The organism is Symmachiella dynata, from assembly GCF_007747995.1.
Taxonomy (GTDB): domain Bacteria; phylum Planctomycetota; class Planctomycetia; order Planctomycetales; family Planctomycetaceae; genus Symmachiella; species Symmachiella dynata.
Genome location: NZ_CP036276.1, coordinates 6,046,353 through 6,063,803 on the forward strand (window position 1 = coordinate 6,046,353; position 17,451 = coordinate 6,063,803).

Here is a 17,451-nt window from a genome sequence, read left to right on the forward strand (position 1 = left end):
TTGGGGCAGAATGACGCTATCGCTTGTTTATTAACGCGGATTCGGGCGTTTGAATCAAGGCTCAAACAAATCACCCGCCCCCCCGGAACCAAGCCGGGAGGGCGGGCACATCGAATCCGCGCATGATAGACGTTTTTTATAGCTTAGAATTCGCCCAAGATCTCTCCGCCGGAAATCGTGCAGAGTCCCTGATAGACGCCCAGGTCGATCGATTCGGAGATAAACTTCACACGGCCGTCGCCGAAGACACAAAAAATCCCCCCCGTGTGCATACTGCTAAAATCGTCGAGATGCGCGTCGGGGTGATTGGGGGTATGGTCGGCTGTTCCCAAAATCCGGGCAAAAGCCTCTTCCCCTTCCGGCACGACTCCCAACCAAGTGGACATATCGATTGCCGAACTCCGTTCGGCGGCCATGATCACATTGCTGGTCCCGTCGGACATGTTCTTCAGTCGGACCGAACTATTGTGGTAGAAGGTCCCGTCTCCGCTACAGATAAAACCGGGAGCCTGGCCTTCACAGTCCTCCATTTCAATGGTCCCAATACAGCCGACGTAATTGGATGTCGCCAGTTCCGTAATCGGCATGCCGGTTCCTTCGTTATTGATCGTCCAAGTGGGAGGGCCGGGGTCGGTCGGACAGCGAAAGGCACTGAGCGTATACACACGCTCCGGATCGTTGGTCGGATCCAGTAGCGGAGCCTGTAAGTCGATTGCTTTATACAGCGGGTCTTGTTCGAGCATCGGCAAAATCATGGTTGCCCAGCCCCAACCGCCATCCCCTTCGACCCAGGGCAGGTTCGTGGAACCATCGACGCCGATCCAACCTGGGGGCAATGTCAAATGGATGTCGTGGTAGTTGTGGAGCGCCAAGCCGATTTGCTTGAGATTATTGCGGCACTGGGTCCGCCGTGCGGCTTCGCGGGCTTGCTGGACAGCGGGAAGAAGCAGTGCGATGAGGATGGCGATGATCGCGATCACCACCAAAAGTTCAATCAGAGTAAAACCCCTGCGGAGGCGTTTGGAATGCATGTGACGTACCTTATGAAGAAATTTTATGAGGAAATAATGACGCAATAATCTGTGTGTATAACCGCGCATCGAAGTCCGCTTCGCGCAGGCGCGAACCGATATCAGCAAGATGCCTGATGGTCTGAACCGACCGCTGCTGCCGAACATCGCGAAGGAGATACGTGCAGATTCAATACATCACACGGCGGCCTGCCCTGTTGGGGCGATGACAGAAACGCGGACGCTTTAGAGAATCGACGCATCGCACCTGGCGCTGTCGGCTCGCGGGGAGTCGCCTGTTGAATTTCCAGCAGAAACTGGTGAAACGGGTACTACCGGTGGATCGTCCACCGGTGTTTACGCAGGTCGCGATTAGGCACTGGCGGACAAGCCGCCAGTGGCACCCTGATTCAACGGGCGAAGTTATGCTGGCGGTGCGCGAGGGTTGCCGCCAAACGGTTGATAAACCGTTTGCAATGGCGCCGCTGTCGCTACCGACACTGCATCCCGGGGCGCCTCGGGCAGTTCCACTGCGTCGGCAACAATGGCCATCGTCAGAGCAGTGAAATGGCAAATGAGACAATCATGATCGTGCCGAGGTTGCGGCGCATGGTCATGATTGCTGTGAGGCAACGATGTCTTGTTGGCCTCCGCCTGAGCCGTCTTGTGCACAGGGCCATCGTGGTGATGATGATGACCATGGTGATGCCCATGATGCTCCGATTGCGTGACCGATTCCGGCGTAGCTGCCGCATGGGCCGTATGGTCGTGATCGCAGGTGACGTCATGCAATGCATGCCCGCCCACGGCCAGCCCGATATAGGCGGTGACCGCGACGATGGCAATGCATTTGCGTACGTAGCGAAGGACCATCACTGAAATTCCAATGGAAAAATACGATTCATTGCGGCTTACGTTTTTGCTTCATGAACGACTCGCCGTTCATTGATTATGGCAACGCCGCAAACCGATTGCAATAGCGCATTCGATGCAGATACAGCAATTCTCCCGATTTCTATGTGAAGAAAACTGCGATGGCAATGTGCTCGTCGCCCCCTGCTCTCACCACGCTTTTCCACGAGGAAACGCCGAATTTCTACAAACTTACTGGCCGATAAGAGTTTTTCTTATTGCGGCATAATTCTGACACGTTCAAATGGTGCTTAAGAGCCGTTTGAGTCGCGGTGCAGATTTTTTTTCGAAGGACCGCGTCTCATCCCTTCATGCTGATAACTCAGTCAATTGAGTTTCAGCCATCACATCTAAACGCACGGTTCTGACCAATCTGTTCAGATTTTCATTTCGGCCCGTAAACCACGGGGCTATGGTGATCCCCTCTACAAAGGTATACTTTCGCGAGTGCAACACTGTTGGCGAAAAACGCCCGATCCCGGTCCTTTTGACAAAACCGGAGCGGGAAGCCTGTTTTACTTGCGAGGTCACGGATGGTGCGGAAACCGATCATCGGCGGCGACAATGACGATCAACATGACGTTCATGAGAATCAACTTAGCGAAGACAACAGCGGTGGGTTAGGGACCCCGTTGTTTGACGAGGACGGCCTGGACGACCTTCGGCCTCAACGGCTGGCAGACGTCGTGGGGCAGCAGGCTGTCGTCGAACGGTTGCAGATCATGCTGAACGCTGCCCGCAAACGGGATGAGCCGCTCAGTCACCTGTTGCTGGACGGCCCTCCCGGCTTGGGTAAAACCACCTTCGCGACCGTGCTCCCCCGCGAACTGGGCACGGAATGTCAAATCACCTCCGGGCCATCGCTCAGCGCCCCGAAAGACCTGTTGCCGTATCTGACCAATGCGAGTCACGGTTCGGTGCTCTTCATCGATGAAATCCACCGCATGCCTCCGTCGGTCGAAGAATTTATCTATCCGGCGATGGAAGATTTTCGCGTGGACATCACTCTGGGCGAAGGGCTCAATGCGCGGACGATTAACATGAAGCTCAAACGCTTCACCCTGATCGGTGCCACCACACGGAGCGGCATGCTGACAGCGCCGCTGCGAGATCGTTTCATCAATCGTGAACACCTTGAGTTTTATACGGTCGAGGAACTGACGGAAATCGTCACCCGCAATGCGAAAAAGCTAAACGTCGAAATCACGCACGATGCTGCAATCGAGATCGCTCGCCGCAGCCGGGGGACACCTCGCAACTCGAATAGCTTCCTCCGCTGGACACGGGATTTCGCCGATAGCGAAGCGGACGGCCGCATCTCCACCGAAGTAGCTGTCGAGGCTCTTAAAAAACGGGAAATCGATGTAACGGGTCTGGATCGCCAAGACCGCCGCTACCTGGAAACGCTGATCCGCGTCTTCGACGGCGGACCAGCCGGTGTGGCAGCGCTGGGACATAGCATGAACATCCCCCCCGATACGCTGGAAGATGAAATCGAACCGTTTCTGTTACGGAGCGGATTCATCAAACGTACCCCCCGCGGCCGGATGATCTCCCTATCCGCCTTCCAACACCTCGGCCTCGCCACCCCCGCAGACGACGGCACAGGACAAGCCAAACCATTCTAATGCGGCGGCACAGCCGCTTGGTGTGAGCTTCCGCTCAATTTGTATAGGCCGCTCCCGTTGGTCGCTGCGCGTTGAGAGGTGGTGAGGTGTTTCCGGGAGGGCGAAGCTCCTGCTGAGCCGCATCGTTGCGTTGGGCGTGATGCGGGAATCATTGAACAATTGACAGGTTACGGTAGCGCGCGGCTCGGCGGGAGCCTCGCCCTCCCGGGAATGCTGTATTCCCAAATCCCAGCGACCAACGGGAGCGACAATCGCCCCTCGAGCGGAAGCTCGCACCAAGCGGCTGTGCCGCCGCTAGTTGGCGCGGACGTTGAATTCTAGTTTCCAGCGTCCGTCGTTGGTGGTGCTGACGCCCCACAGTTCGAACATTCCAAGCTCGGTGATTTTGGCGTGAAATTTGACGGGCACGTAGCCTTCGTCGGTCTCGGCGGATGCTGGTAATGTGGCTTCCAGTGGATCGGTTTCGGTGATTTCGTCGGTCGTCCAAGAGGCAATCACGCTGCCTGGTTGGTCGTCGCGGCGCGTGGCGGAGCTGAAGAAGCGAAATTGCGCGGGCTGGCCGACGACCAAACCGATTTCGGCGGAAGGCACGTCGACTTCGGTGCCTTCTTCCATTCCCAGGGCAGCGACGCACAGTGCGCGTAAGGGACGGGGGACGCCGGGAATCGCCGGGCCGGAGGTCTCAATCCCGACGTAATACGCATGCGACGTCCCGCCGCGAATGCGAATGCCGCGGCCTTGTTTGGCGCGGGCATAGTAGGCAGCACCGCGCGCTACGGCGTAATCGAGATCGTGTTCACCGTCGAGCAGCTTCGGCTTCACCTCGGACCAACCGGCGATGGTTTGTTGTAGGCGTTTGCGCAGCTCAGCCGCTTTGAAGACACCGCCGTTGAACAACAGCCGTGTCGGCTGTACTGCTTCCCCGTCGCCCTGCGCGCTGAGGAATGCCGCCAAGTGCCGCGTTACTGCTGTGTCTGCTTCGAAAGGTAAACCGATTTCTTGAAATCCGGAGGTCGCCGCCGCTTGCGGTTTTTCTGTGATGTCGCACTTGGGGAAAAAACCGTCCAGTAGCAGCGACGCTGATTTTTTGCAGTCCATGTCGATGGAGACGGTGCCGCCAATCAACTTACTGCCGCGCCCCAGCACAGTGACCGGATGCGTGTCGGGGCCCTCGGCGGCGAAGATTGTTTCTTTGGCGTTGCGACAGGCGTGCCATAAAGAGACGGACTGCCAAGCGTCGAGTTGGGTTCCTTTTTTTGCGAACTGGGCAGCCGCCTGATGCGCCAAGGCGAGGTCCATGTTGTCGCCCCCCACCAACAGGTGATTGCCAACCGCGCGGCGCTCTAAGGTTAGCTCACCCTCCTCTTCGTTGACTTCAATTAACGTAAAGTCAGTCGTACCACCACCGACATCGCACACCAATAGTATGTCGCCGACCGACAACTCTTTACGCCATGCATCACCGGCAGCGGCCAGATAGGCGTAGAGTGCCGCCTGTGGTTCCTCGAGCAGCACAAAGTCTTCGGGCAAACCGGCGGCCAAGGCTGCTTCGCGGGTCAAATCCCGCGCGCTGGCATCGAATGAGGCAGGTACCGTGAGTACGACGTGCTGCTGGGCTAAAGGGGCGTCGGGATGGGCGGTGTCCCAGGCGGCGACGAGATGGGCCAAGTATTGCTGTGCGGCGGAGACGGGCGAGACCTTGGGAATGTCCTCCCCCGCACCCCACGGCAGGATGGGTTCGTGACGATCCACGCGATTATGGCAAAGCCAAGATTTCGCCGAGACGACGGTCCGCGTGGGGAGGTCGGCTGCCTGTTTGTGGGCCAATTCGCCAGTCGTTACGGCTGGGTGGTCCTCCCAGGGAAGTGCGAATGCTTTTCCGGATTTTTCCGTTTCGGTGGGGATGTAGAGAAACGATGGCAACGCTTTTTTGGCGTCCACGGTTCCGGCCGCCACGAGTTGCGGGATCGGTAGCAACTGGATCTCCGCATCCTCGCTATCCAGTGAGGAATAGGCCAATACGCTGTTCGTGGTACCCAGGTCGATGCCAACGGCAAATTCAGTCGTCATGGAATATCAATGCTTCAATTCAGGTGAGGACGTGCGTGCCGCGCATTCTAACGGGCTCGGGACGGCGTGCAAGAAACGCGCACCGTTTCAATTGGCCATCAATTCCAACACGCGGGCAAATGCACCATAACTCCCGCCGCTGAAGAGAACAAACCGGACCAACTCCGGTCGCCCCTGCTGTTGCAGAAAGTCACGGACAACGGCCAGTGAAGTTTCGGCCGCTAGATCGATGGGATAACCATAGACGCCGGTGCTGATGGCGGGAAAAGCGATCGAGCGACAATTGTGCTCAACCGCTAGTTCCAGGCAGCGACGGTAGGCTCCGCCGAGCAAATCGGCCTCGTTCTGTCCGCCGCCCCGCCAGATCGGACCGACCGCGTGGAAGACAAACTTGGCCGGCAATCCGTAGGCTGCCGTGGCGACTGCCTCACCAGTGGGACAACCGTCGGGATAGGCTCGGTCTGTTTCCTGCATCAATTCCGGACCGGCGGCGCGGTGAATAGCACCGTCGACTCCGCCGCCGCCATGCAGCCCGCTATTGGCCGCGTTGACAATAGCGTCGACCTGCTGCGTGGTAATGTCCCCTTGCGCGAGTTCCAAGCGACTCTCACCGAATTGCACCAACATGATTTTGAATTTCTCGACTACAAGTAGTTTCAAAGCCCTCTGACGCGTCACGTAATCTCTTGTATTATAGATTCCTGAACAGGCGCAACCGGGTTTTGAAACTGGTTCTAGGGAAGTCACCAGGGAAATGAAAAGGTACCCTGAACACTACAGGCTTTCTAAAAACCGAACTAGATCTTTGAACTCTTGTGCCCCCAAGTCGCGATCCAATTGGTGCTGATGCTCGGTGAACACAGCTCCGAGCGTTGCGGCACGTTTGTCGTGAAAAAATCCTCGGCGTCGGCCGATACCGCGCAGGGACGGTGGATTGAACTTTCGGTTGCCGACCTCATCGACCAGATCCACATCGAAGACTCCGCCAGTCGTATAAGTCACCGGCGGGACGTGGCACTGGATACAAATCATCTCATGAAACAACGTCTGGCCGCGGGTGAGACTGGCTTCATCCGACGCATCGATTGTTTGCGGCCGTAAAGGGGGTGGCGGTTTGAGGGTCTGCAAGTAGGCGGCCAGATCGTTCACGTCTTCCCCGCTGGGAGGATCGCCGTGCAGCGTGGTGCGGATCGATTGATCGATTTGATCATGAAGTTCTTTCATGCTGCCATTCCAGGCCCACAGATCGGTTTGCGAGACGCCGAGTAAGGTTGGAATGCGCTTCGGGGCACCGTACGAACCGTCTCCTAATGTGTCAGCTGTTAATCCGTTTGTGTGTCCGTCGGTGTGGCAACTGTGGCAGCTCATCCAACTGTCGTGCGAAATACCGGCGTCAAAAAATAACAACTCGCCTCGTGTCTGCGGGGATGGATCAGGTGACGGACCGAGGGAAATGTCTCGCACGGGTGGATCAGCGGCGGGGTCGATCACGGAAATGGAATCGGAAAGTGTGTTGGCCACGACCACCTCACCGGAATCGACGGTCGCGAGCAGGGCTGTGGGGCGTCGCCCCGTTTTGTAGCGCCGCATGTCGCGGCCAGCAAGATCGGTGATCGCCACTTCGCCCGTCCCGGCGAAGGCAATGGCTATGCGGCCTTTGTCCAGCAGGGCGATATCTGACGGGTCAGCCGCGCCATGGCCCACGTCTCCCAAACGGACAGCCCCCCGCCCGTCGAGCAAGTTGTCCATCGGCGACAACAACCGCTGGACTGAAATCGGGCGAGCGACGTTGTTGGAGAGCATCCCCCAGTGCAGATCGTTAAACGTCGCACGGGCCAACGGATTGAGTTGTTGATGCGTGATCAACACCGCATCTTGCGCGTGATTGAGTGTCAGGCCTTGTAAGTTGTGGGCGGGGAGGTCACGAACGGATGCGACTTCGCCGGATTCGGCATCCACAACCGCAAGCTGTCCGCCGAAGGCGTCTGCGACAACCAGCATCCGGGCATCGCCGAGTAACAGCAGCTTTCGCGGCTCGAACGGTAACGCGACGGTTTTGAAGATTTGCAATTCGACATTCGAATCGTCGTGCGACGAGACACTCACAATCGACAGCCGCCGCGACCACAGCGATGCGACGTAACAGCGCGTTGCGTCGTCGTTGAGAATCAATTCTACGGGAGACGGGCTAACGGGGAGGCGTGCGGTTTCCTGTAGTGCATCGTTGTCGTAGCGCAGCGCGATCAATTCATGACTCGCCTCGTCGGTGACTAATAGTTGTTTTCCACCGGGAAGAACGGCCAGGTCCGACAATTGTTTGCCCGCCGGAAACTCGTTGATCACGCTCCACGTGTCGGTGTTGAGCAGACTGACAGTGCCGCTACGACGGTTGGCAACGGCAAGCCGCGCTGCGTCATCAAGCCACCCCAAGGCGATGGGGCGGCGGAGCTGTGTGGGCAATGGGGGCGTGACTTCCTGTGGCTCCCCAGCCCAGGCAGGTATCAATGCGCTGAGAGTCAAAAAGGCGCTCAGGAAAATGCAGCGAGCATTCATATTCAGCATGTCTGTTTGGCCTAACAATTAGTCGACGGTCGGTTTTGTTTTTTTGAATCCCTTCAACAAAACCTCTTCCGCTTTTCTTCTTTTGTTGACATTCGCCAAAATCTCCGCTGATCATGTGGTATTGATCATACCGCATCAGCGGTGATCAAGCGCTGCTGTGTCCTACGTATCCTTATCAGCGGGTCGGGAGATGTCGTAGACGATGATCGTGCCGTTGCCTAACAGGCAGAGCAAACGCTGGCTATCGGCTGTGAACAGGACTTGATCAATCCCATCCACTTCGGTGCCGAAATCAAACAACGGTTGACCGGTTTGGCAGTCCCACAGTTTCACCACTTGGTCATTGCCACCGGTGACAATCGTCTTGCCGTCCGGTGAAAACGCGACGGTCTTGATTTTATCGACATGGGCGATCACCGAGTACAGCTTCTCGCCGTTGTGAGCATTCCACAGTTTTAACGTTCGATCATGGCTGACCGTGGCAATCAAATCGCCGCTCGGATGATAGGCACAGTCTGACAATGTGCTGGAGTGCTCATTCAAAGTAAAGAGTTCCTTGTTGTGAACGATGTCTACAACAATCAGGTCATTCATTGTTCCGTATGCCAAGCGATCCCCATCGGGGGAAAACTCGATCGCGTGGCTTTGCGTGGCGGGAAAACGCTGGATTTCATCCGGCTGATCCAAATCGTAGATCTCGATGTAGTCCACGCTTGACCACCAAGCGGTGGCAATTTTTTGCCCGTCGGGCGAGACTGCTATACGTGGATCATCAAGCTCAGGAGAAATTGGCCACGAATGGATGAGCTGTTGTGAATCGAGATCAAACAGGCTTAATTTTTTCTTGTCGGTCGCCGCCATCCGGCGACCGTCCTTCGAGGTCCCGATCGACATCCAACGCGGTTGTGGGGTTGTAAAGGCGCTAGTCCCTTCGCGCCGGGCTAGATCGTATTGAATAATGTCTTTATCAGCGAGATACAGCTGACTGTTTTTCCCGATCGCCATTTCTGTAACATTCAGTCCCGGTGTCGCGATCTTCCATTCAGCGGACTGTGGGTTGGTTGCCCACATGTTGATCACACCATCGAGTCCGCCGGAGACCAGTAAATTACTCCCAGTACTGACAGCCAACGCTTGAACGCGATCAGAGTGCGCTATCCAGTAGGGCATAATTTTCTTCTCTGACATCGAGTTCTCCTGACTGGCGCCTGCGGTCACCGGCCAAAGATGAATTGTCGCGCCGCGATCGCCGGTCGCTAGCCAATCGCCGTCGGCCAAGAACGTCACCGACTCCACACCATCGGGTTGGCTGCCCAGCTTTCGGTACTCCATGGTTTTTGTATCAATCAGGAACACTCCACCGTGGACTGTGCAAGCGGCTATGTGGCGACCGTCTTGGGAATAGGCCACACACAACACACGTGAATCTTTGAGATCCCAGACAAATGGTTTTTCTTGTTGATTCTGCAGATCCCACAACCGCAAGGTGCGATCACTACTCGCGGAGGCCACATATCGACCGTCGGGAGAGACCGCAAGTTGTTCTGGATCCCGTTCGTGTCCGGCGAACTCTCCCAGTTTTTTGCCTGTGGTGCGATCCCACAGATAAATCATTTCGTCATCGCCGGAGGAAACGATCGCCGCATCATCAGGCAGATAATGCAGGCAGTACACCTCTCCATCATGTGCATCGATCGACTGCACTTGCATTCCATCAGAGACGTTCCAGGATTGGATACGGCCGCTGGAATCGGCAGTTGCAATCTCCGCTTGATCGCTGGTCCAACAGACGTAATTGGCGGATTCCGCCCCGGTCGGAATCGTGCGGACCTCCTGGCCCGTCTGCGTATCGAAGATGTAAATATTGCCGTCGCCGCAAGCGGCCGCCAAGAGCAATCCATCGGGAGAGGGTTGCACACAAAAAACGCCAGCAGGACAACTGATCGAAGCATGGCTGGGGAGTTCGACGAGTCGGTTCATGTAATACCATTCAAAACCGGGCAGATCCTCCTCACTTTTCGCTGGATGATGATTATTCAATAAATCGACCGCCGAGGGAATATCTTCGCGGCGCAGCGCGTCGGCTGCGACCTTCATTTCTGAGACATACAGCAGCCGTTGCATGCGGTTGTTCGCTTGTTCTGCCCGCTCTCTTTGCAAATCGGCAGTTTCTGAGCGTTCGTCAGCAATTTTCCAGGCACGGTGCATTTCCAATGCCTGCCACGTACTGACGGCGATGCCTAGAATTAAACTCAATGCAATCGCAGCGGCGGACCCCAAAGCTGTCCGGTGCCGACGGGCAAATTTCCACAAGCGATACGAAGCCGAGGGAGGCCGCGCGGCGACCGGTTCATCGTTAAGAAACCGTTGCACATCGTCGGCAAATTCGCCCGCTGTTTGATACCGTCGCTGAGGATCTTTTTCGATCGCACGAACGATAATCCAATCCAAATCGCCAGTGAGGGTTTGGCCCAATCGTTTGCGATCCGTCCGGCGACATTCCAAAACGTCGGTCAACGTTCCTTCGTCCAACGTGTTAATGCGACTACTGGGGCGTAGCGGTTCGTCCTCGCGAATAATCCGCCGCATTTCGTCCTGAGTCGCTTGATACAAAGCCTGCCGGTCAAATGGCGTGGTGCCGGTTAATAGTTCGTACAGCAGGACGCCCAGCGCATAAATGTCGGTCCGAGTATCGACGTCCGCCCCGCCCCATTCCGCCTGTTCGGGACTCATATACAGCGGCGTCCCCACAAGCTGCGCGAACAACGTATGTGCGGTCTCCTCACTACCTTCCTGATTGATTGCCTTGGCGACACCAAAATCAATGATCTTAGGAACGGGAGTTCCATCGTGATGTGTGACCATCACGTTACTGGGTTTGATGTCGCGGTGAATAATCCCCTTTTGGTGCGCATGCTGGACCGCGTAGCAGACTTTGATGAATAGCCGCAAACGATCCCGCGCGCGCAGCTTGGCGTCATCGCAATAATCGGTGATCGGCTTGCCCTGCACCAACTCCATGACGAAATATGGTCGGCCCGATTCGGTTTCACCCGCATCAAAAACATGCGCGATGTTGGGGTGATCCATCATCGCCAACGCCCGTCGCTCGATTTCGAAACGGGCGATCACCTGCTTGGTGTCCATTCCTGGTTTGACAACTTTGAATGCCACCCGCCGCCTGACCGGTTGGGATTGATGGGCGATGTAGACGACGCCCATCCCGCCTTGGCCAATCTGCTCGGCCAACTGATAACCATCGACAACGGTCCCCGTGAGATTGCCCATGGACTGCGATTTGCCGAGGGACGCCAAGATCGTTGGAGGTTTGTCGAAGTATCCCGACACGATCTTGTGAGCGGCAAGCAGTTCCTCAACGCGCGCTTGAAGCGAGGTGTTCTCCCCACAGGCATCACGCACGAATTGGTCCCATTGATCAGCCGGAATCTCATCAACGGCTCTTAGGAATATCTGTTGTGCGAGCGCGGACTCCGAATCGTCCAGCGGATCTGCCATGCCCAATCTCTCCCCCCACTGGTCACCTAGACTTGCCAGACCAGCCAGCGATGACGACTGAGCGACCGCACGACATCGCTGTTGGCACAACGAATCTCAATCGTACTGCACAATTTGGGCCGTCACAATGCTGTTTGGCGGGGAGGGAGAATGCGTTAGCGGACGGAAAGTGCTTCCCGCTCCGCTTGCCCTAGAAATAATTCCGCCAATGTGATGTCGCCGGAGTTGAGGCGCCGACCTGCAACAGAGAGCGAACCGGGACGGACTTGCAGCGATTCCAAGACAGGCTGTTGAAAACCAAACTGACCTAATTCGACAAGAATCACCTGATTTCCGTCGCGTTGCGTGAAGACATGCAGGCACCCCGATTCGGTCAACATTCGCGACATTTCAGCCAACACATCGTCCATTGGCAATGGAATCCCGCCGGCGCGCGCACTAGCAAATTCGACTGCCAAACAATCCGGAGTTTCGATATCGGGCTTCAACTGCACGCTAATGACCGTGTCCCAATATTCGTCTCGATAATGAAACGCGAGGTGGATCGTATCCTCAGTAAAATGTAGCCGTGGTTCACTCACACCGATCGGCAACCAATGCGCGCGATGTCGGGGAAGTTCCTCGGCCAACCAACTGTTGATTTGGGTCGCTGTGAATTCTTGCGACCATTCATCGGCATGATAAATGTCATCGACCAGACGCAGTGTCCGCTGCTCCAGATGTTGGGCTTGTTGTTGCCGCTGTTGGGGATCGGCTTGTTGCTTTAAGGCGTCTTGGTAAAACCGGGGCACTTGGTGAAAGGACCAGCCCGTGGCCGCGGCGACCGCGGTCAGTAAGAGGACGACTAAACAACCGCCGATCAATGCATGTGATCGTTTCATGAGCAATTCTCCCCGCGGACGCCATGTCAAAATGAAGTCCGCGTCGAACTGTCGTCAAAACTGCCTTACGCGTGTCAACATCAGCGGTATCTTGCTATCGCCGAAACTCGTAAAGTCGGTTTTGCACCGCGTTGCCGAATTTGACTTTGCGTGGAGTCGATTGCTTCCTGACACCGCACGGCGCAGGGAGACACAATGAGGCCCAGATAGGTTGGGCAAGACGACTCAGGGGGACTCCGCGAAAATCCAACGTTTGAGGGATCACGATATGGAGACAAACGTCAGCCGACCTGTCACCGATGACTTGGCGACTGCCGTGTGAGGCGGGAATGCCTCAACTAAAAAAGAGGGGACTGAACTTGTGACTGATTGCGATGAGAAACGGGTGTACGCCCATGCGAACACCGGAAAATGCAATGGCAACGTGCTGTGAAGTTCGTCAAAAAATGATGTGCATTGCCGCGCGTCGCCCCAACCGGACGAGAGTGCGCGGTGGAATCCTACGGCGGAAGGTGAAATGGGTCAAGATGTGTCCGCTGGCGAAAGTTGACACCGACCACATAAGTTGGAATCTCTTTCACAAACGGCTAGAAATTTATCGTTTTATGACTCGCCCGATTCGCCTTGTAATGGCACGTCGGACATGTCGTCCAGTGGCTGGATTGTCGGCATCGGGGAATCGTTTTTCAAAAATTTCCGATCACGGTTGATGATGCCGCGGCGCATGGCGCACGTTAGGCAAAATCGCTCACCACCATTTTCGAGATAGATTTCTCCGGTGATCAGTAAATGGAAAAAATCTTGGCCGGGGTGTTGGGCAAAACAGCGTTCTGTGCCGCCGGAATGTTTGATATGCGCCGACCAGCCTGTGGAGTGGGGCACGTATAGTCGTTCGTCGACCGCCGGTTGCGTATCCTCAAGAACTATTCCGTCGTGGTCGCTGTTAGCCATGCCTCACTCCCGAAGTAAATCAAAATCTTTGTGCGGCGAAAAATTGCACAACTGGTTCTGCCGAGGTCATCATCTCAAAACGTACCCACCGGCGCCTAGCAAGGCGCCCGATTCTCGCGCGGACCGCTAAGATCAGCACGATCCGAAACGGACTCTCAACCTCGACAACTCTTCTAAACCAGACAAACAGATGCATTGAAGGGCTTACGGCACCGATGCTGCGGCCCTTTTCCCTCCGTAATACTTCCGCCGCTAATGAGAGTATAGGGCAATTTGTGCAATTGGTGCAGTCTAGTCAACAGAGCTCGTCGTTCAGCGTGCCCGACAGCGGCTTCCTGCAGCTAAAATTTTAGAGATCCAATTGCGCAAACCACAACGTCCGCGCAACGGGTACCGGTCGAAACGCCGGTCTCCATCATCGCCAAGCCCAAGCAACGGAATCGCCGATACCCGTATCGCTAAGTCAAGACGATCACAGCAAAACGCGACGGGGAGGAATCGCGATCGGCATGCACGCCGGCGCGATTCTCGGTTGGAAAACCGAACTCTCCTTGCGTTTGAGAAACACGCCCCTCCGAATGACTCAGAGGTACCATACACGATGTTAGAATGCGTTGACGAGATTCGTTGTTTGGATGATTTGCGAAACTTTATCCATCACAAATTGTGTGAATGCGAAAACCTGGTTCTCGAACAATTTTCCATGAGTGAGATGCAACTCACTCGCCGGGGCCGCGACTGCGGATTGCAATTCTCGCTGCAAGGCCCCCGTAGCGTCCGCTTGGGAGCCATCTGGGCCTCCGACCACAATATCATTTATTTTTACGACGCACGCGGCATCCGTTACCTAAAAGTCAAACTCCGCCAACGGTTGCTCCCTCAAGCCGCGTAATTTGATGCGACAAACCGGATGGTTGGCGGGACAGGTCTGGAGAATGCGTCGTTTAGCCAACCGTTGAAAAACAAAAACATACGAGAATCGGGTGCCACTGCTGGCTTGTCCAGCAGTGTATTGCCGGTCGCTCAGTTTGCACTGGCTCAATAAGCCGCCAGTGGCCCCCTTTTTCAACGGTTTCTTGGCCCACCCTGCCTGCCCCGCAGACTATTCGGTCGTCGCCCGGCGTTGTTTGGCCAGCCAGGCGCAACATGCTTCGGGCAACCCTTCATGACCTCCTTGAAAGATGGTCACCCGTGCGTTGCCTGATTTGCGCCGCAATATAATATCGCGGCCATAGGTCTCGTCGGTCACCTGATCGCTCGCTTGCGGCGCGGTCAGTTTTTGCGCCGTCCACAATTGCTCAGCCTCGTCGTCGGAGACCCCATCGTCGCCGTTGGTTGTTGCAATGCGATTGAAGGCATTCAGCGAATGCGCGATCGGGACCGACCCGGTATGCCCGTCTTTGACCCCGGCAGCAATGTCGACGTGCAGGTCGCCCACTTGATGCAGAAAATGAATCGGCGACCGCGCACGATAGTCGGCATCGATTTCCTCTGACTCGCCCGGTTTCCCTTTCAGGACTTTGAGGATGTCGAGCGCATAGCCTGCGGGTTTGCCGTCCGGTGCATGAAAGTTGTACCACTGCGGCAGGTCCGTGATTCCGACCCAGGCCGAAACCGCTGAGAAACGCTGCGGATAGTATCCGGCCATCAACAACGTCATATGCCCTCCGCCGGAGGCACCGGCCAAGTAAACCCGCTGCGGGTCGACCTTGTAGTGCTGTTCGACATAATTCATCGCATCGATGATGTCGGTCCGTGCCAATTTCGATCCGCACGCCTCGGGGCGCTTGTTGGGTCCGCGAAAATTGGGCAACAACAAAATCCATCCGCGACGGACGGCTTGCTTTTGATACTCGAGCGATGCTTCCTGCCGATAATCCGCGCTCCAAGAGTGCAACCAAATCAGTAGCGGCGTGGGTTGCTCGCGGGCCGTCTCGGGCGCCCACAACAAGGATGTTTGCGGCGTCCTGTCGAGTGAACTGGTTACGGATATTTTTTCGAGCATGGGCAATGGGTCCTCACCACGGCAGACGGAATCCGGCCGTCCGAATCCGCTGACTACCAACAAGGCCAACAGTACGCCGACGGCACGACTCATTCCACGGTCTCCTGGGGTTTTTGCAAAACTCCGATGATAAAGAATACAGCGGCGAACAACAAATATCCCACCGCAATCTGATTAGCACGAAATGCCAATGCCCCTTGCATCGGTTGGGTTGCTCCGAACAAATAATCGAGCGCATTACCGCTAATTTGATAAGCATGTGTCAATCCGCAATAGGCAAACGCTGCGGCAAACAGCGACCAGATGGCGGCCGTATAGAAACGCTGCTCGATCAAAAACACGGAGATCGCAGCCAGCATCATACAGGTAAAAATGTAACCGCGTTCCATCACGAACATGCCATGCAGCAAAAAACCATTGACGGCGACTGTGGGGTTGGCTTCTAACGCTTTTTGCGCCGAGCCTCCCGCTTGAGTGTAAGCACCTAGCACGACCGTGGCGCCCCAGGCGGCGATGGCCGGGAAGAGTCCGACCGCCACGGCCGGTGCATGTTCACGCGGCGTACTTTGAAATGCTTGGGCCGTAATGATGATGCCGATCCACAACACGATCGCAATCCCCGCTTGCATCGGAATCAGGCTATTGACCAGCGCCACCGTTCCGGTCAGGCACATCAAAGCAATCACCACGCCGTTGAGCGTCGAGTAACCCGCCCGCGCGCCGAGCCCTTTCCAACCGGGGTGTCCGATGTAGATCGTCGTCGGAAAACAACTCCCAAACCCCGCCGCTAACATCGTTCCCACGCCATTAACGGCCAACGAGGAGCGCGTGTCGTACGAATCGCCGGCGGCTTCGGCCGATTCAATGTTCTGCAAACTACCAATAACGTTGAATAGTCCCATCGGCACAATCACTGAGAGATATCTCAACCAATGACTATCAGCGGTCAGCAGTTTCCAAATCTCCGCGCCGGCGAATTGCGGCGGGCACCAGCCACGTGCCTCCCATGCCTGGGTTGTTTCATGCAGCCCGACGGTCACTCCCGTTATGTCGGCCGGCAGTACCCAGGCAATCAGCGTGCCCAGCGTGACTGCAATCAATCCGCCGGGCAGACCCCAGGGCAACGAGATCCTAGAAAAATAGGTAATCAAAATCACCGCCAACGGCAGCATCGCCACGAGCGGGTATTGAAAAATCTCCAGCGCGAAGGTCATCGAAATAAAACCGATGGCGATCCCTGCCAATGTCGACAACAATGCAGCACGAGGCGTGTTGCGGCGAACGGTATCGGCCACGAGCGATCCTGAAAATTCAATCAACCCGCTCCCCAAACAGGCGAGCAATCCCATTTGCCAAGCCGCTTCGGCACTCTGCGTGTCGTCATAGACCGGTTTGATCACGAAGAACACGAATACCAACAGGGAGACCGTATTGATGCCATAAGGCAAAGCGGTAACATCATCTCGCCCCGTCCGTGCTGCCAGTCGATGGGCCTGCCAAGCATAAAACAGATTGCCAAAAACGATGCTGACAGCAGCGCCGGGGAGGATATGTTGATACAAATACCGGGCATCCTCACCCGACATTCCGCACAGACCGGTACACAGACTGATGATCAACAACAACTGCACCAGGTTGTCGACAAACAACCCGAAGAAGCCATCAAGATCGCGGCGGACAAATAATGGATAGCGTGTTGACATAGCCCAGGCAGCCTAGCGGGCAGGCAAAGGGGACGTCAAGTTCGCCCTGGCGCGAGGCTTGCGGCCGAAGTGCGACGGTGGTTCTCGATTGTGAGAACATATCAGGAACTGCTAGTCACCATCGCCAGGGCGGCATTTCTCGTGAAAACGGGGTGGAATCGGCTGTGGTCCGCTGAAATCGTGCCCTGCAGAGTTGAACAGCCCTCCCGTCAG

Annotated in this window: 12 protein-coding genes; 2 read left to right on the forward strand and 10 right to left on the reverse strand. The window is 56.1% G+C overall.

All coding sequences use genetic code 11. The features are described 5' to 3' along the window. Positions 1–143 precede the first annotated feature (143 nt). Together Mal52_RS23000 and Mal52_RS23005 are read right to left on the reverse strand one after the other, a co-directional pair. Positions 144–1,031, reverse strand: a complete 888-nt coding sequence (locus tag Mal52_RS23000; RefSeq protein ID WP_145378864.1) for a DUF1559 domain-containing protein — start codon at positions 1,029–1,031, stop codon at positions 144–146. A 402-nt stretch (positions 1,032–1,433) separates the two neighbouring features. Beyond that, complete coding sequence (locus tag Mal52_RS23005) at positions 1,434–1,883, reverse strand: hypothetical protein (protein WP_145378865.1); 450 nt, start codon at positions 1,881–1,883, stop codon at positions 1,434–1,436. 572 nt (positions 1,884–2,455) lie between these two features. On the opposite strand from Mal52_RS23005, the gene ruvB reads away from it, so the two are divergent. Continuing rightward, entirely contained in the window at positions 2,456–3,550 is a 1,095-nt protein-coding gene (ruvB, locus tag Mal52_RS23010; RefSeq protein WP_145378866.1) for a Holliday junction branch migration DNA helicase RuvB, read from the forward strand. A gap of 294 nt (positions 3,551–3,844) precedes the next feature. Here the strand turns inward: ruvB and Mal52_RS23015 are convergent, their stop codons facing one another. The 6 genes from Mal52_RS23015 to Mal52_RS23040 form a co-directional block, all read right to left on the reverse strand. Continuing rightward, a complete protein-coding gene (locus Mal52_RS23015) occupies positions 3,845–5,620 on the reverse strand; it encodes an Hsp70 family protein (RefSeq protein WP_145378867.1) in 1,776 nt (591 codons plus the stop codon). An 87-nt stretch (positions 5,621–5,707) separates the two neighbouring features. Next, a complete protein-coding gene (locus Mal52_RS23020) occupies positions 5,708–6,247 on the reverse strand; it encodes an O-acetyl-ADP-ribose deacetylase (protein ID WP_145378868.1) in 540 nt (179 codons plus the stop codon). A 147-nt stretch (positions 6,248–6,394) separates the two neighbouring features. Continuing rightward, positions 6,395–8,182, reverse strand: a complete 1,788-nt coding sequence (locus tag Mal52_RS23025) for a cytochrome c peroxidase (RefSeq protein WP_145378869.1) — start codon at positions 8,180–8,182, stop codon at positions 6,395–6,397. A 162-nt stretch (positions 8,183–8,344) separates the two neighbouring features. Beyond that, the gene (locus Mal52_RS23030; protein WP_145378870.1) at positions 8,345–11,698 is read right to left on the reverse strand and encodes a protein kinase domain-containing protein; all 3,354 of its coding nucleotides are present in this window, start codon (positions 11,696–11,698) and stop codon (positions 8,345–8,347) included. Between the two features lie 155 nt (positions 11,699–11,853). Next, positions 11,854–12,579, reverse strand: a complete 726-nt coding sequence (locus Mal52_RS23035; RefSeq protein ID WP_145378871.1) for a hypothetical protein — start codon at positions 12,577–12,579, stop codon at positions 11,854–11,856. Positions 12,580–13,182: 603 nt separating this feature from the next. Beyond that, entirely contained in the window at positions 13,183–13,530 is a 348-nt protein-coding gene (locus Mal52_RS23040) for a hypothetical protein (protein WP_197533423.1), read from the reverse strand. A 601-nt stretch (positions 13,531–14,131) separates the two neighbouring features. Here Mal52_RS23040 and Mal52_RS23045 point away from each other — a divergent pair. Beyond that, the gene (locus Mal52_RS23045) at positions 14,132–14,422 is read left to right on the forward strand and encodes a hypothetical protein (RefSeq protein WP_145378872.1); all 291 of its coding nucleotides are present in this window, start codon (positions 14,132–14,134) and stop codon (positions 14,420–14,422) included. A gap of 210 nt (positions 14,423–14,632) precedes the next feature. On the opposite strand, the gene Mal52_RS23050 is transcribed toward Mal52_RS23045, so the two are convergent. Beyond that, positions 14,633–15,628: an alpha/beta hydrolase family protein gene (locus Mal52_RS23050; RefSeq protein WP_145378873.1), complete on the reverse strand. Its 996-nt coding sequence runs from the start codon at positions 15,626–15,628 to the stop codon at positions 14,633–14,635. Continuing rightward, positions 15,625–17,238: an NCS2 family permease gene (locus tag Mal52_RS23055; RefSeq protein ID WP_145378874.1), complete on the reverse strand. Its 1,614-nt coding sequence runs from the start codon at positions 17,236–17,238 to the stop codon at positions 15,625–15,627. The genes Mal52_RS23050 and Mal52_RS23055 overlap by 4 nt, the downstream gene beginning before the upstream one ends. Between the last annotated feature and the right edge of the window lie 213 nt (positions 17,239–17,451).

Coding starts and splice junctions, on each gene's coding strand:
- Mal52_RS23000 (WP_145378864.1), bottom strand. CDS start 1,031: ATGCATTCCAAACGCCTCCGCAGGGGTTTTACTCTGATTGAACTTTTG.
- Mal52_RS23005 (WP_145378865.1), bottom strand. CDS start 1,883: ATGGTCCTTCGCTACGTACGCAAATGCATTGCCATCGTCGCGGTCACC.
- ruvB (WP_145378866.1), top strand. CDS start 2,456: ATGGTGCGGAAACCGATCATCGGCGGCGACAATGACGATCAACATGAC.
- Mal52_RS23015 (WP_145378867.1), bottom strand. CDS start 5,620: ATGACGACTGAATTTGCCGTTGGCATCGACCTGGGTACCACGAACAGC.
- Mal52_RS23020 (WP_145378868.1), bottom strand. CDS start 6,247: ATGTTGGTGCAATTCGGTGAGAGTCGCTTGGAACTCGCGCAAGGGGAC.
- Mal52_RS23025 (WP_145378869.1), bottom strand. CDS start 8,182: ATGCTGAATATGAATGCTCGCTGCATTTTCCTGAGCGCCTTTTTGACT.
- Mal52_RS23030 (WP_145378870.1), bottom strand. CDS start 11,698: ATGGCAGATCCGCTGGACGATTCGGAGTCCGCGCTCGCACAACAGATA.
- Mal52_RS23035 (WP_145378871.1), bottom strand. CDS start 12,579: ATGAAACGATCACATGCATTGATCGGCGGTTGTTTAGTCGTCCTCTTA.
- Mal52_RS23040 (WP_197533423.1), bottom strand. CDS start 13,530: ATGGCTAACAGCGACCACGACGGAATAGTTCTTGAGGATACGCAACCG.
- Mal52_RS23045 (WP_145378872.1), top strand. CDS start 14,132: ATGTTAGAATGCGTTGACGAGATTCGTTGTTTGGATGATTTGCGAAAC.
- Mal52_RS23050 (WP_145378873.1), bottom strand. CDS start 15,628: ATGAGTCGTGCCGTCGGCGTACTGTTGGCCTTGTTGGTAGTCAGCGGA.
- Mal52_RS23055 (WP_145378874.1), bottom strand. CDS start 17,238: ATGTCAACACGCTATCCATTATTTGTCCGCCGCGATCTTGATGGCTTC.